Source organism: Paenibacillus sp. JT22N1, from assembly GCF_059692155.1.
Genome location: NZ_JCAUAW010000008.1, coordinates 31,370 through 45,835, shown reverse-complemented (window position 1 = coordinate 45,835; position 14,466 = coordinate 31,370). Strand labels below are relative to the sequence as shown.

Annotated in this window: 11 protein-coding genes; 6 read left to right on the top strand and 5 right to left on the bottom strand. The window is 43.6% G+C overall.

The annotated features are described in order from the left end of the window. Positions 1–529: 529 nt before the first annotated feature. The 4 genes from AC58UU_RS16770 to AC58UU_RS16755 all read right to left on the bottom strand — a co-directional run bounded on the left by AC58UU_RS16770 (position 530) and on the right by AC58UU_RS16755 (position 8,348). On the bottom strand, positions 530–3,640 hold the full coding sequence (locus AC58UU_RS16770; RefSeq protein ID WP_497317829.1) for an S-layer homology domain-containing protein: 3,111 nt from the start codon (positions 3,638–3,640) through the stop codon (positions 530–532). A 131-nt stretch (positions 3,641–3,771) separates the two neighbouring features. Next, positions 3,772–5,478: a type 2 periplasmic-binding domain-containing protein gene (locus tag AC58UU_RS16765; protein ID WP_497317438.1), complete on the bottom strand. Its 1,707-nt coding sequence runs from the start codon at positions 5,476–5,478 to the stop codon at positions 3,772–3,774. 6 nt (positions 5,479–5,484) lie between these two features. Continuing rightward, a complete protein-coding gene (locus AC58UU_RS16760) occupies positions 5,485–6,549 on the bottom strand; it encodes a response regulator transcription factor (RefSeq protein ID WP_497317436.1) in 1,065 nt (354 codons plus the stop codon). Then, a complete protein-coding gene (locus AC58UU_RS16755; protein WP_497317434.1) occupies positions 6,546–8,348 on the bottom strand; it encodes a sensor histidine kinase in 1,803 nt (600 codons plus the stop codon). The genes AC58UU_RS16760 and AC58UU_RS16755 overlap by 4 nt, the downstream gene beginning before the upstream one ends. Positions 8,349–8,866: 518 nt before the next feature. Here AC58UU_RS16755 and AC58UU_RS16750 point away from each other — a divergent pair. The 4 genes from AC58UU_RS16750 to AC58UU_RS16735 are packed head-to-tail and all read left to right on the top strand — an operon-like array spanning position 8,867 to position 11,622. Continuing rightward, positions 8,867–9,196 carry a PadR family transcriptional regulator gene (locus AC58UU_RS16750; protein ID WP_057303936.1) on the top strand — a complete coding sequence of 110 codons (330 nt, stop codon included), beginning with the start codon at positions 8,867–8,869 and terminating at the stop codon, positions 9,194–9,196. Positions 9,197–9,211: 15 nt separating this feature from the next. After that, the gene (locus AC58UU_RS16745) at positions 9,212–10,078 is read left to right on the top strand and encodes a pentapeptide repeat-containing protein (RefSeq protein WP_497317431.1); all 867 of its coding nucleotides are present in this window, start codon (positions 9,212–9,214) and stop codon (positions 10,076–10,078) included. Positions 10,079–10,092: 14 nt separating this feature from the next. Beyond that, positions 10,093–10,854, top strand: coding sequence for an ABC transporter ATP-binding protein (locus tag AC58UU_RS16740; RefSeq protein ID WP_497317430.1), 762 nt, complete (start codon positions 10,093–10,095; stop codon positions 10,852–10,854). Continuing rightward, positions 10,855–11,622: an ABC transporter permease gene (locus tag AC58UU_RS16735; protein ID WP_497317428.1), complete on the top strand. Its 768-nt coding sequence runs from the start codon at positions 10,855–10,857 to the stop codon at positions 11,620–11,622. Positions 11,623–12,133: 511 nt separating this feature from the next. Here the strand turns inward: AC58UU_RS16735 and AC58UU_RS16730 are convergent. Then, entirely contained in the window at positions 12,134–12,712 is a 579-nt protein-coding gene (locus AC58UU_RS16730; RefSeq protein WP_497317426.1) for a TetR/AcrR family transcriptional regulator, read from the bottom strand. Between the two features lie 158 nt (positions 12,713–12,870). Between AC58UU_RS16730 and AC58UU_RS16725 the strand changes: the two genes are divergently transcribed. Both AC58UU_RS16725 and AC58UU_RS16720 read left to right on the top strand, forming a co-directional pair. Further along, the gene (locus AC58UU_RS16725; RefSeq protein WP_497317424.1) at positions 12,871–13,551 is read left to right on the top strand and encodes an SDR family NAD(P)-dependent oxidoreductase; all 681 of its coding nucleotides are present in this window, start codon (positions 12,871–12,873) and stop codon (positions 13,549–13,551) included. 312 nt (positions 13,552–13,863) lie between these two features. Further along, positions 13,864–14,436 (top strand): sigma-70 family RNA polymerase sigma factor, encoded by a 573-nt coding sequence (locus AC58UU_RS16720; protein WP_497317422.1) that lies wholly within the window; start codon positions 13,864–13,866, stop codon positions 14,434–14,436. Positions 14,437–14,466: the final 30 nt, after the last annotated feature.

The following is a 14,466-nucleotide window of genomic DNA, read 5'->3' as shown; positions in this document are numbered from 1 at the left end:
GAAGAGCTAAAATAGCGACGCATCTGAGACTGATGTTCCCCACTTGAGATGTATTATACATGGTAGGTAATAGAACAGATGCAAGATAGCAGAACAGATTACTGGGGCTTGATATATAATTAGCGAATTAAGGAGAAGACAAGTTATGAAGAATGATACCAAAATACTTCTCAGACAAGTGCGGAGAGTTGAAAGCTGATTGCTGAAACAAAACGAGTAGGTCTATGTAAAGGAGAATCGGGTTATTATGCAAGTTCAGTCTATTCAGGAAGACTCCTTTAGAACTGTCGCCACGCTAATCTGCCCTTTAGTTTAACAGGCTGCCGATTACGCCGGCAGCCTGTTGTTGTTGTGCTCTCGTTTCCCGTCAAATAACCATCTCGCAATGGCCGCAGGAGCTGGAGACATTGCTGTTGATCAAGTATCCTTATCGTCCAATACACAATATTATTTCCTTATTCCTAAATTTTTCTTCACAGTACAAAGGAGCTAAGCGGCTTGTATGTGCTTAACTCCTTTATCATTATTCTTAGTTAATAAATCCGGCATACTGCAAAAATCTTTTTAACATCACTACAGCTTCTGCACGAGTTGCATTGGCGTCGGCTACGAATGTGTTGTCCGTTTGACCCTCAACTAGACCAGCTCCCGTCACTTGTGCAACCGCTGTTTGGGCCCAGCTGCTGATGCTGCTTCTGTCGGTGAATTTACCGAGCAGCTCTGTTTGTTTCCCATTTACGCTGTAGCTTTTTCCTGCCAAATCCATCGCCTTGGATAGCATTATAGCCATTTGCTCGCGGCTTATGTTAGCATTCGGATGGAAGGAGCCGTCCTCAAATCCACTGATCAAACCGGCTTTTGCCGCCTCACCTACGCTACCTGCAAACCAATCCTTGCCGTTAACATCCGTAAAAGCCGCCGTTGCGTTATCGTTAAGCCCCAAAGCACGAACCAGCAACGAAGTGAATTCGGCGCGTTTGATCGTTTCGTCAGGAGCAAACTGAGAATCCGTCCGCCCTTTAACCAAGAGCTTGGAGGCCATCAGACCCACATCCGCTTTGGACCAATGGCTTTTCAGATCGTCAAAGGATTTGCTCGACTGAACAACAGTATAGATGCTGTTGCTGCGGTTCTTAATCATGACTTGAGTTTTGCCTCCTACGATTTGGAAGACTGCAGGGACAAAGGTCATTTCCCCGGTTGCCGGATTATACAAAATGGCTGTCGCAGTGCTTGGATCTGCCGAATGATTAATGACAAGATTGCGAGTTACGTACGTATTTCCAAAATTGTTGATTTCCACTGTCTTGCCGCCTGCACTCGCCGTTATACTAAATTCGATAACTTGCGCATTAGATCCACCAAGGAGGGTAACGCCATTGTGTATCGCTTTTTGCGAAATTTGATCGGCAACAGTTCCTGTCACCTTCTGAATGGTCACGCTGATTTGCACGTTTTTAGCGTCAGTCCCTAGCGTTTGTGCCACCTTCGCCGTATCGATGACCGATGTCGGTAAATGGTACGCTGTACCGTCGTCATTTTGAATAGAAATGACCGCTTGAGGTATGGTTTGTTTCGAATCGGCAAGAACGCTCATAGGCAAGTCGACTTTGGCGACATCGCCATTGCCGGAAACTGCTATCGTGATGCTTTGCTTGCTTGCATCTTTTCCATTCAGTGCGCTTATAGCCTTGCTTAACCAGTCGCTTTCAACCACAACATGATCCACATTTTGACCGGACGGGGACTTTTCGTGTTTCGTTTCAGGATTGGACCCTGCTCCCTTTTCGCCTGTCGCTCCACCTGATGTTTGAGGCGTACCCGAGCTTGGAGTTGTTGTGTCATTGGTGACTGCTAACTGGATACTATCGGAATTATAGATAACCTTAACTTTAGACTCGCTAGGCAAACCCGCGGTCTCAACCGATGAGAATTGTCCATTCCGTTGATCCTTACCATGGGTTATGATAGTGACGACGCCGTTAGGAACATAATTACCCGTAAAATTCAAACGTAATTTCCCATTTGCATTTAACGCACCCTTAATCTCGAGTAGATCATCTTTACCGTTAAGGTTGAGCTCAAAAGTACCATTGTCAGATTGTGTGTAAGTTCCGCCGATAGTCATCTTCCCGTAAACATTTTCAACGACGGTTCCTCCGTTGTTCGCAACATCGCCGCTTCCGAAAGCCGTCTTCGAATCACCCTCAAGTGTTCCTTTGTTGATCTGTGTACCTCCGGAATAAGTATTGTTGCCCTGCAGCTTTAAAGTACCCGTTCCTTCTTTGGTCAGCTTTCCTGTACCGGAGATATCGTTACGCCAGCGATCCAATGCATGGAAACCGCCTTTGTTAGTATCCATTGTCACTGTAACGTCATTGACAAAAGCACCATAACCATCCGCAGCGGCAAAGAGATTAAGCCGTCCCCATCCCTCAGCATCATCAAGCACAGGATAGCCTGATGGAAGACCAGTAGTAGCCAAAACCCAGCGACGTTGCGTGTTATCAAGGTAAGGCAGGCGTGTTTCCAGCAGGACTTCCGCTCCCTTAGGAACCACCATTGGGTTAGTCGTTGGATTTATCTGGCTAAATCCATATGTCAAACGTTGAGTATAATCCGATTTGTTCTTTGAGTAGTCGCTGAACCGATCTACCGCTGTACCGGTTTGCGTCAACAAATTCGCATGGGCATTGTCATAAGCAGCCTGCTTGATGGCTTGATTGGCCGGATCAGCCAAGGTAGCAGCCGCCAGGGATGTTGCCAAGACACGTCCTCCCATGACATCAAGAGGGGAGTGCATACCGCTTATAATCCGGTTGTTTCCAAGCTCCGAGGCACGGGTCAACAGTTCCTGAAACCGTTCAGGCACAGCATAGGCCAACGACAAAGCGGCGAGATACGCAGCATTGGTATGACCGCTCGGGAAGCCGCCGTCCGAGGCCGGAGTGCTGCTTTCTGCAGGAACCAGGGTAGGGACAATGACATGTTCGCCAAGCTGACGCCACGGGCGAGGGTACTGGTAGAAATTTTTGGATGGATTGCCTGATGCATAGTTGCCACGCAGCGTTCCGATCAGAGTGATCATCTTGCCAAGCTCGGAATTCACGTCGCCGGCGCCATTGGAACCGTTGCCGTCGTCGTGTTTAATCGTTGTGGCATCAGCCTCAACGCCTGTAATCGTTGTGTACGTTTTCGATTTGGTCCGATATACATCGGTAAGTGATCCAAGACCCTCTGTGACTGAATAAGTTTGGTTTCTTCGGTCATCCAAATAGGCCGCTGTTTCTTGATCAGCCGTGCGTCTAGCTGCGATATTGGCCACATACTGCATGTTAGCATCCAGCACAGCCGGGTTCAGCTTGGTTCCGTTTTTCCAGTAATACACAGCATCCGTAACTTTGTCACCAGGTGTCCAAAGCTTCAGAAACTCGGATAGCGTTCCGATGGCCGCGTTGGGTACCGTCGTATTAGACGACGTATTGGTTTTGTAATTATCTACAAAGTACCCCCAAGATGGCGGTGATGCCGGAGTCACTGTTGATGGTATTGTTGCCGCATTCGCAAAACTTCCACCCAGGGAACTAAGCAGTAATGGCAGCGATAATGCAACTGATAAATGTTTTCTTCCTACTTTCATCTTCAAATCGTATCCACTCCTGTAGTTTTTCTATGTTCAAACTTATTATAATCATCCAAAAAAAAAGAGCCCTTAATAATTTATAGATAGACCTATAAATTATTTGGGCTACTTTAAACATTTTGTAAACCTCACGGCTGCATTTCTGCCATTTGACGCTTCACGATCTCCCAAATATCTTTGGCAAGAAAGACTTGGTCTTTATTTTCTGCATACCATTGATTCATATAATCTTCAAGCTGCTTCCCGTTTGCTTTATTCCAAACATCCTGTGCGTCTGCTATAGCTTGCTCCGGGCTGTAACTCCCGCCGCTGATGATCGCTTTGACATAGAGATCCGATATTTCCTCAAGTAGTATCGTTTGGATCATATTCAGAATGTTCGGAAACACAGGCATATATTCTCCCACCGTCAAGCCGGGATACTGCTTGCTCGGATCAAGATACATGTTTTGGGCGCTTTTATACATATCCAGCGATATCTTTTGTTCAGGAACTTCCGGGTTCAATTTGTTGGTAATATATTCGCACTTTTTATTAATCTCAGTAACAAACATCCGATAATCCGCGTTATAGCTGACCTCATTTTTTTCTTTATACGTATCCAATACGCTCGGACAGCCATACGAGTTTTTTTGCCAATGAACCCCTTCTTCTCCAACAAATTTTACCGATGTTTCCGGCTTCATCATGAAGTCGATATATCGCGCGTCAGCTTCAGGGGATTTCGTATGGACATTGATTACGGTTGTCATTTGAATCGGATTATTAATTGCGCCTGTGAACGCTCCCATGCTTGTTTTAGGATAAGCCATCGGTGCAACTTCTGCTCCCGGTACATTTTTCTTAAGAATAGCAAGGTCTGATAAGGTAAACTCGGTCCAATTGACGCTTGGATTAATATAAATACCGATCTTTCCCTTAAGAAAATCCTGTTTAGCTTTAGATCCGCTGCTATCGTGCATATAATCTTTATCAATGATGTGATGATCATATAAACTCTTCTTAAATGTAAGAGAAGCCAGTTCGTTTTCCCACTGACGTACTATGTTTCCATCCTTAATCCCCCAAGAAAATTGAGTGCTTGATGATGAATCACCGAACATTTCGTTCAGAGCAGTCTCTGAATAATAACTAAGGTTTGTCCCATACGTATCATCCATTCCATCACCGTCCGGATCCAGTTCGGTGAAAGCCTTAGCAACCCTAAAAAACTCCTCTTGCGTTTTAGGCACTTCTAAGTTTAGCTTTTTCAACCAATCCGTCCGAATAAAAAAAGCATGTAAGGGATTAGCTTCATTCAGCTTCCCAATTTCATACAGCTTGCCATCCGATTTGGTGCCAGCTTTCTTTAACTGCGGATATTGCGTGATTAATTTCTCGTATTCCGGCATAAACTTCAAAACATTGTCTAAAGGCAACAATTGGTTTTGTTCATACAAGCTGTTGCGAGTAGTTGTATTGTATTCGTTAATGATGTCTGGAGCTGAACCGGAAGCAATCAATTTCATCAGGATTTGCCTCGATTCACTTCGCTGGATGGGAACGAACTTTACATGTACCGGTCCATTACGATCGATCCAATCGGTCCATCGATTTTCTGCGTAAGATCCCTCAGAAACCGGAATCATACCCCGGTCATAAACAGAAACCGTAATCTCATTTTTGGCTGTATGGTTGCCTGATTCACTTCCATTATCATTAAAAAGTGTGTAATCAACTAGCACAACAGCCGCAGCAATGATAAACGCTAACGTAACTCCAATCCACAGCTTCTTATTCAGCATAATCGTTTTCTGATCCTCTTTTTCATCAAAATGATGGCTATACGCATCCATACACGCTTACATGGATATCGAATTGCGGAATTCCTTCGGTGACATTTGGTACTGCTGCCGGAAAACATTGGTAAAATAATTCGGTTCGTCGAAACCGGTAGCGCTGGCGATTTCTGATATTTTCATGTCGGAATTGCGCAGCAGCAGCGCCGCCTTATCCATACGCATGCGGTTTAAGTAGTTTTTAAATCTCTCTCCGGTTGCCTTCTTAAATAAAACGCTAAGGTAGCTTGGATTCATTTGAACGTAAGAGGCCACATCCGTCAAGCTGCAATCCTGTTCATAATGTTCTTCGATATATTTTACAGCTTTATCAATTGTATTTTTACTTTTCGATAACTGCCATCTTTGGAAGCAACTCATGAAGTTGTCACTAAGCTCCCTTGTCCACACAAAAATTTTATCGGAAGTTAAATCGGTCATATCCATTGAAGTTTTGTTATACAGACCGCTCTCTTCGATATCCAAATAGTTCCGTGCAGTTCTTTGTAAGGCAACGGCCAATGACAAAGCTTCCAATTTTAATTTGTAATAAGGTAAAGGCTTAAGGTAGGCTATAAATTGATCCAATAACTGCTGCAAAATACTGGCTTCTCCAGTTAATATGGCGGAAATGAACTGCGCCTCCAAATCCGAAATTCGCTTTTCCTCTAAGCTAAGCTCTAACTGCTGCTCTTGCTTCGAATGGCACTCATTTAGCTTCAGAAAGGCTTTATGAAGCACATGATTAACATCTTGTTCCGAACACGGCTTTGTTAAAAAATCAAAAACGCCGAGCTTTACTGCCGCTTGTGCATGTTCAAAATTTCTATAACCGGTCAAAATAATAACGATAAGATCGGGATATTTATTCCGTAAAAGCGAGATGAAATCAATACCGTTCATGATCGGCATGTTAATATCCGTAAGCACCACATCCGGTTTGAATCGATCCAGCAACGGTAACGCATCTTCTCCGTTGCTTGCTTCGCCTACAACGATCCATTCAGGTTGATTGAGCTCAATCATTGTAACCAGACCTTTACGAAAATGAGGCTGATCCTCCACGATTAATACTTTACTGACTATCATACTTGAAACCCTTTCTTTTCAACGTTTCTGAATGGTAAAATGAGACGCATCTTTGTTCCTCCATGCAGTACACTGTTAATTTCTAGCCTATAAGGTGCGCCATACATCAGTTTAATCCTTCTTATCACACTATTTACCCCAAGACTGTCTCGACCATCATTCCGATGCAGCGGAGACATGCCATCCGCGCCAACAATCTTCGATAGACGCTCCTCATGGATCCCGCACCCATTATCCACTATTTCGATTTCCAACAAATCATCATTTCGAATGGCTTTAATTATCAATTTCTTATGTGATAATCGGTTGCGGAAAGCATGTACAAACACATTTTCTACAAGAGGCTGGAGCAAAGAACGTAATATTTCGCTTTCTTGCGCCTCCTCTTCCACCTCGAAAACTGTTTCTAATTCGGTTTCAAACAGCTCCGTTTGTATTTTGACATAGTTACGGACCTGGCCGATTTCATCTCTGAATGTCGATGGGATGTCTATCGGCATTAACGAGTATTTGAGCATCTCTGATACGGCTGTAACAAGAGAAGCTGTATCTTTGTCATTTTGCAAATAAAGCTTCCAATAAATTTCATTTAAAATATTATGGAGGAAATGTGGATTCAACTGAGCCTGCAGCGCTTTTAGTTCCGCCTTCTTTTCACTCAATTGTGTGAGATAGACCTCATTAATTAAACGCTCAACTTTTTCTGTCATCTCATTAAAGCTTTCTCCGATGTAGGCCAGTTCATCTCTGGATCTGATCTTGATGCGGGTATCGAAATTGCCGGAGCGCACTTTTTGAAGGCCGTTTACTAAATCTTCAAGCGGCCGAAGCAGTTTTTTACTTGCCAGCATAATCAGAAGGCTTATCACAATCACACTGATGACACCGGTGTACAAAATCACTTGTAAAATCGTCTCGTTTTTTGACCGGACCGCCACCAGGGAAGTGCCGCTGACAAGTGAAAACTTAAACGCCTTCGAGTTGCTTTGAACAAATAAATACTGGTCCCTGATTTGAGCATGATTCAAGGCTTTCAACTGATTGAGCTCTTCTTCCGACTTCAGAGCCACATTGTTATATAATAAATCGTTCGACTGATTAAACAAATAAACCTTTCCCAAGTCGTCTTTCGTTAACCCTTCAAGGCTGCTGGAAAAAAAAGTTTCATCCAGTGTGATGATCAGCATGCCATAAGTATGCAAAGAGCTGTCTTTCATCCATCGAGCGGAAACAATCGATGGCCTAACCCCGTTAGGCTCTACCGAACTCGGCAAAGGAAATCTTAACCATACCAAATCCCCGTAGGATTGATTGATCTTAGGAAGAATAGCTTGATAAAAGGAAGCATCCAGCTCGTTAATCGACGGCGTATTAAAACGAAAATAAGACGGGTTCCCCTTTAAATCAAACATATACAATCCCGTAATGTACGGCGCATCCAATTTGATTTGATTGATTATTTCTTTTATTTGCTTTTTTTCGTAGTAGGAGCGAAACGTATCATAGTTTCCAGTTGAATTGATTTCACTGATCTTATTTTCAATTTGAGGATTAAAAACGATTGACTGTGATATACGTTGCATTTCCTGCAGTTTAAGATCCAATTTGGCCAAAGCTTCTTCATTGGTTTGGGAAAACTGCTTGCTAATTTCTTTTTCAAATAAATCAAGGTTATAGTGGTATGTGAAATATCCAGCCGCGCCAAATGCTATCAAAATAATAATGGATAGGCTGATAATGAGCTTGATCTTAAAGCTTCTTCCGATTACGAGCACTATTTTTTCCCACAACCACATCATGATGGATGAATTCACCTCAAAAAACTAATAACCTCAATAATAATTGATCTTCATTAGGACAAAATTATCTCATTGTAAATTACATGTTAATAAAAGCGCCTCTTACCTCAACAAAAAAAGGAGCTGCCTCGGCAAGCTCCTCCACTATCGTTTCTCGTTAGTTCAATAATCTGGTGTATAATTTATAGCCACCTTAGAAAAGATTTATTGACCAACTGCACATTGTTCTGTTTTGCCCAATTAACTAAATCCGCGATGCCTACACCGATGTATAAGGCGGAGTGGGCATCGGTATATTTATGTTCTTTATACGCAGAAACTTCTCCACGACTTACTCCTTAAGCGACAAATAATACTTGATTGGAAAGTTCCTAATTAGATAAAGCACGAAAAAATAGCATGAATCCGTTAGATATTGTTATGAATACATCATGATTTTCAAACAAAGTATTTTATTTAAAATAATACCTTGACAGTCACAGTAGTATGTCGTATTATAAAAACACGGAGGTGATGAAATGAGCGAGAACAAAATTACATCCGACTTGCTTCGCGGACATACCGATACGATGATTTTACGACTCTTATCCGAAGCTGACCGCTACGGGTACGAAATTGTCAAACTGATCGCCGAGCGCTCGGGCGGCGAGTATGAATTAAAGGAAGCCACGATGTACTCCAGCGTCCGGCGGCTTGAAACAGACGGCGATATCGAGTGGTATTGGGGCGATGAATCTCAGGGCGGACGGCGCAAGTATTTTAGGATTACCGAAAAAGGCAAGGATGCTTATGTCCGCAACAAAAGCAATTGGGAGTATTCGAAGCGCGTACTAGAAAATTTATTATAAGGGAGATTTGATGAGATGAATCCGAAATTGACGAACTATTTGAACGGCGTTTTCACGCCATACGATGGGGTAAAAAGCGTCACCGAATTAAAGACGGACCTGCACTCCGATTTGCAGGAGCGATATCGTGAACTGAAAGCCGAGGGCAAAGACGATGAAACAGCGTTTAAGATGACCATTGAGAGCATCGGCGACATCGAACAAACAATCCTTGAGGTCGCGAACCTCTCCCGCTCTCTGGAGCGGCAGGTGCTGACAAACTTTAGCGCGAGCAACTTGCCAATGAGCGACTTTGCGGGCGTTATTGCGCATAAAGGAAATTTTACATCGAGCGCTTTACGCGGTTCCGACTTTGCTGGCGCAGACTTGACCGGCAGTTCGTTTAAGGCCAGCGACGCACGTGAAGCCAATTTTGACGGCGCAAATCTGACTGACTGTACCCTATCCGCCCTAGACCTTTCGGATGCGAGCTTCAATGAATCGATCCTTATACGTACCAACTTCAGCACTTCGGGGCTGGACGGAGCAAAATTCACAGGCGTAAAACTGACCGACGTCACGTTAACCAAGATCGACCTTAGAAAAACAATCTTTGAAGGTTGTATCTTTGACGGCGTGGTCTTCAAAGATTCCGACCTGAGCGGGCTGCGTCTTGACGGGCAAACCTTTATCGGCGTTAAGTTTGACAAGTCGGCGTTAAAAGAAGTTTCGTTTAGGGGCGCTACACTCAAGAATGTGTCTTTTCAGGCATTCTTTTCGTTGACCAATAAGTATTACCGTGGCATCAAAACCATCTGCTTTGACGGAGCGATGATGGATAAGTTGACATATGCCTCTCTTAAGGGCATGGGGGCCGATTTGTCTAAGGTTACTGTTCGATAAGGAGGGGGAAGATTATGCAAAACAATTCAATTAAAGTGATTGGGCTGCAAAAATCCTACAAGCAGCATCAAGTCTTAAAGGGCGTGGATTTTGAGGTTGAAAAAGGTAGTATTTTCGCGCTACTTGGCTCCAACGGGGCGGGCAAGACAACGGTTGTCAAAATCCTCACCACACTGCTAAAACAAGACGGCGGAAGCGCCACCGTAAACGGATTCGATGTTGCTTCAAAACCCGAGAATGTGCGGCAGGCGATCAGTCTGACCGGGCAATTTGCCGCAGTGGACGAAATTTTGACCGGACGGGAAAATCTTATCATGATTGCCAAGCTGCGATACCTCAAAAATCCGCGTCAGCTTGCGGATGACTTGCTTAAACGATTCGGCTTGACAGACGCCGCCGACCGCAGGGCGTCTACTTATTCGGGTGGTATGCGCCGCAGGCTCGACATCGCCTTGAGCCTTGTGGGAAAACCACAGATCATTTTCCTCGACGAGCCAACCACTGGACTTGATCCCGAGTCGCGTATCGAGGTTTGGAAGATTGTCAAGGAGCTTGCCGACGGTGGCACGACGGTACTCCTGACCACTCAGTATTTGGAAGAAGCTGAGCAGCTTGCCGACCGAATTGCCATTTTGCACGAGGGTAGAATTATTGCTAACGGCACGCTTTCGGATCTAAAAAAGCTGTTCCCATCCACAACTGTGGAGTATGTTGAAAAACAGCCGACATTAGAAGAGATATTCCTCGCAATCGTCGGCAAAAAGGAGGGAAAGTAAATGGAGACGGTAAAGAAACATTTCTTCAGCGATCTGGGCGTTATGCTTGGACGTTCCATGCGCCATATTTCCCGCAGTATGGACACCATCGTCACGGTCACCATCATGCCGATCATGATGATGTTGCTGTTCGTCTATGTGTTCGGCGGTGCAATTCAAACCGGAACGGATAACTATGTGAATTACCTGTTGCCCGGTATACTACTGATTGCTATTGCTAGCGGCATATCCTACACGGCTTTCCGCTTATTTACGGATGTGCAACGAGGCATATTCGAACGGTTTCACTCCATGCCAATTTCACGTTCCACCTTACTGTGGGGACATGTGCTGACCTCGCTGGTATCCAACGCCATATCGGTTCTCGTCATCATTCTTGTAGCGTTAATTATGGGCTTTCGTTCGTCCGCGGGGATACTGTCATGGCTTGCAGTAGCCGGCATACTCGCTCTGTTTACGTTGGCATTAACTTGGGTCGCGGCGATTGCCGGACTTTCCGCAAAAACGGTGGATGGCGCAAGCGCCTTTTCCTACCCGATTATCTTCCTGCCGTTTATCAGCTCGGCGTTTGTGCCGACCGAGTCGATGCCGTCGGTCGTTAGAGCCTTTGCCGAAAACCAGCCGGTGACCTCAATCGTGGAAGCCATCCGTGCGCTACTGTCAGGGCAGCCGGTGGGCAATGATATATGGATCGCTCTTGCGTGGTGCGTCGGGATTTTGTTCGTAGCCTATTTCTTTGCAATGAGGGTGTATAAAAATCGGGTGTAAAAAAAGACAGCTTCTTCTGAATTGATCAAAAGAGAAGACAGTCCTGAAGAATAAATTCTATACCTATATAAGGGCGCAACTGATTAGCAGTGTAAAAATACGAAATTCTAAACACTTATACTGGGCTTACATCAAGAGGGTATTTATACAAGATATCGTGCTGTGTTTGCTCATGTTGAAAAAAGTCATATAGCGTGGATTTGACGCATGCACAACCGAACTTTTACGATGATTTATAAATAAAATCCTGGCGCAGCCCCAAGTGCCGAAATATCAGCTCAGCTTACAGCACCCAAGTGGTGCTTTTTATTTTGCCATATGACTCATTTTTGTAGTCTCCTTCTCTTCATACGGCAGGAGCTATCCACTCTTAGATCGTGAATTCAGCTGCGCATACTATGCGCGTTCGCCTGGATCGTATCTCGCTTAACCGCTGCCCGTTACTTGAATGTAAAACAAGGAGCAGCTACCGCGGTGATATGCTCCCTGTTTATTGTGCTATAGTTACCCGTTAGCTTAACGTACGTTCAGAAGATTGAAATCCACCAATTACTAATACTGCAACCCTTTTGGCGACTTCTTCTTTACCCATAAGAGTATTTCCAGTGGCCCATTGTAAGGCACCTTCATGGATAACTTGTGCAAAAATAGGCACATAAATATTCTTCTCATCATCTGTATAGATATATTCTAGACTTTGAGACAAAAAAACCTTTAACTCATTCACTGCTTTTTCCTTCAATTGCGGTACAACTAAGCCTACATAGCTACTGCGACATTGAATGTTCGGTTGTTGGTAAAAATCACATAATGCTAAAACTAGTTGGAATATACTGTCTTGATCGAATTTCACTTCACCTTTAGTTCGTTTTACGACTGCAGCTGATGCGGAGTCCCCCATTATATAGTCCAATAATTCGTATTTATCATTAAAATGTGCATAGAATGTAGCCCGATTAACTTGTGCTCCTTTTGTTATATCAGCTATTGTTATTTTCTCAAAATCCTTTTTTGAAACTAATTGGAGAAATGCGTTAATCAATGACTGCTTCGTTTGTGTCGTTCGTACATTCATTACCTTTGTGGCCATATCTCTCCATCCTTTCACCCGACAGTTTATTAATCTTGTTGCTATAGCAACATTCTCATACCGATTGTTGGTTGTTGCATTATATATTGGGCTGTATATTATCTATTAAAGCAACATGTGTTATTTTAATATATCACAGATGAGGGAGTTAATGAAAAATGAAAACTATTGTAATAGTTGGTGCAGGTCCTGGATTAGGTTTGTCTCTAGCCAAAAAATTCGGAGAGAAAGGGTTCAGGGTGGCTGTCATTTCGCGTAACCCAGACAAATTATCAATTATATTGAAAGAACTTAGAGAACTTAATATTGAAGCACAATCATTTGTAGCCGATGTCACAGACTTAGCTGCTTTAAAACAAGCCATTCAGGCTGCTAAAAATGAGTTTGGTTCTATCGATGTGCTAGAATTCAGCCCATATGCAGGGTGGGATAAATTTACAAACGTGTTGGAAACAACACCTGAGAGCGTATTAGAACAAATAAACAGCTATTTGTTGCCTGCCGTTCTATCGGTCAATGAGGTATTGCCTGAGATGATAAATAACGGTTCTGGTGCAATCCTATTTACAACAGGTTTGTCTGCTATGTTCCCTTTGCCTATTGTTGGGAATGGCGGAATCATTATGTCTGGTATTCGTAATTATGCTACAAACCTGCACAACGAGTTGAAAGAAAAAGGCGTATTTGTGGGTCATCTCTCAATCGGGACCATGATACAATCCGGAACAGTCGGAGATCCGGATGTCATTGCTGATGTTTGGTATAACATGTATGAGATAAAAGACCGCTTTGAAGAAATATTCCCTATTGGATTTGATCCAACCAAAATTACAAATTAATATAAAAGCAATAAGACAACTATTGAAATGATGGTTGTCTTATTGCTTTTATTTGATCAACATTAAAGAAATTAAGGGCAACATTTTGATCAATAACTTTCGCACTATCCTGCCCGTTAACATAATAAAAGGCAGCCAATCTTAAAGCACTAGACTGGCCACGGCTGCCATACGGTCGTTGCACTCCTGTTTGTCTTCCTGATCGATGGCCGCCGACACTAAGCCGTTAAAAAAAAAAAATAAAGAACCGAACCTTTTTTTAATTGAGGGACAATATAGTGTGTAAGCTGCTTACTCAGGAGGGCCCTCTGAATGCAAAATGATATGTACCAATTACTCAAACAAATGAAAGATGGTGATCAGCAGGCGTTTCATACGATGTATGATACCACCTATCAGGACATCTACCGGACAGTCTCCTTTCTGGTGGATCATCAGCAGGATCGGGAAGATGTCATGAATGAGATTTATATGCAAATGTGGACCTCACTTGCTAACTACGATACGAACCGTCCTTTCCACTTTTGGCTACACGGCTTGGTAATTCGTCAAGTGCAGAGATTTCGGGTCAAGAGCTGGAGGAGATTCCGAATTTTTGAACGTATCTGTGCCTTCTCTCGGGAAGAGTCTCATTGGGATCAACATACTGCTTTGATGGATGAGACGAACCAAATGATTTCGCAGTCAATACGAAAACTGACCGACAAACAGCGGACAGTGATTATCTTTCGCTTTTTTCACGACTATACGCTTGAGGAAATTGCGACTTTGCTCGATATTCCGCTGGGTACAGTCAAGTCCAGATATCACGCTGGCCTCCAGGCGCTTCGAAAAACTCATGGAATCTCCCCCCCGGAAAGGATGAAAAAGATCAATGACTATTGAACGCAAAATCCGTGAACATCTGCGCAAAGA

Coding starts and splice junctions, on each gene's coding strand:
- AC58UU_RS16770 (WP_497317829.1), bottom strand. CDS start 3,640: ATGAAAGTAGGAAGAAAACATTTATCAGTTGCATTATCGCTGCCATTA.
- AC58UU_RS16765 (WP_497317438.1), bottom strand. CDS start 5,478: ATGGATGCGTATAGCCATCATTTTGATGAAAAAGAGGATCAGAAAACG.
- AC58UU_RS16760 (WP_497317436.1), bottom strand. CDS start 6,549: ATGATAGTCAGTAAAGTATTAATCGTGGAGGATCAGCCTCATTTTCGT.
- AC58UU_RS16755 (WP_497317434.1), bottom strand. CDS start 8,348: ATGATGTGGTTGTGGGAAAAAATAGTGCTCGTAATCGGAAGAAGCTTT.
- AC58UU_RS16750 (WP_057303936.1), top strand. CDS start 8,867: ATGAGCGAGAACAAAATTACATCCGACTTGCTTCGCGGACATACCGAT.
- AC58UU_RS16745 (WP_497317431.1), top strand. CDS start 9,212: ATGAATCCGAAATTGACGAACTATTTGAACGGCGTTTTCACGCCATAC.
- AC58UU_RS16740 (WP_497317430.1), top strand. CDS start 10,093: ATGCAAAACAATTCAATTAAAGTGATTGGGCTGCAAAAATCCTACAAG.
- AC58UU_RS16735 (WP_497317428.1), top strand. CDS start 10,855: ATGGAGACGGTAAAGAAACATTTCTTCAGCGATCTGGGCGTTATGCTT.
- AC58UU_RS16730 (WP_497317426.1), bottom strand. CDS start 12,712: ATGGCCACAAAGGTAATGAATGTACGAACGACACAAACGAAGCAGTCA.
- AC58UU_RS16725 (WP_497317424.1), top strand. CDS start 12,871: ATGAAAACTATTGTAATAGTTGGTGCAGGTCCTGGATTAGGTTTGTCT.
- AC58UU_RS16720 (WP_497317422.1), top strand. CDS start 13,864: ATGCAAAATGATATGTACCAATTACTCAAACAAATGAAAGATGGTGAT.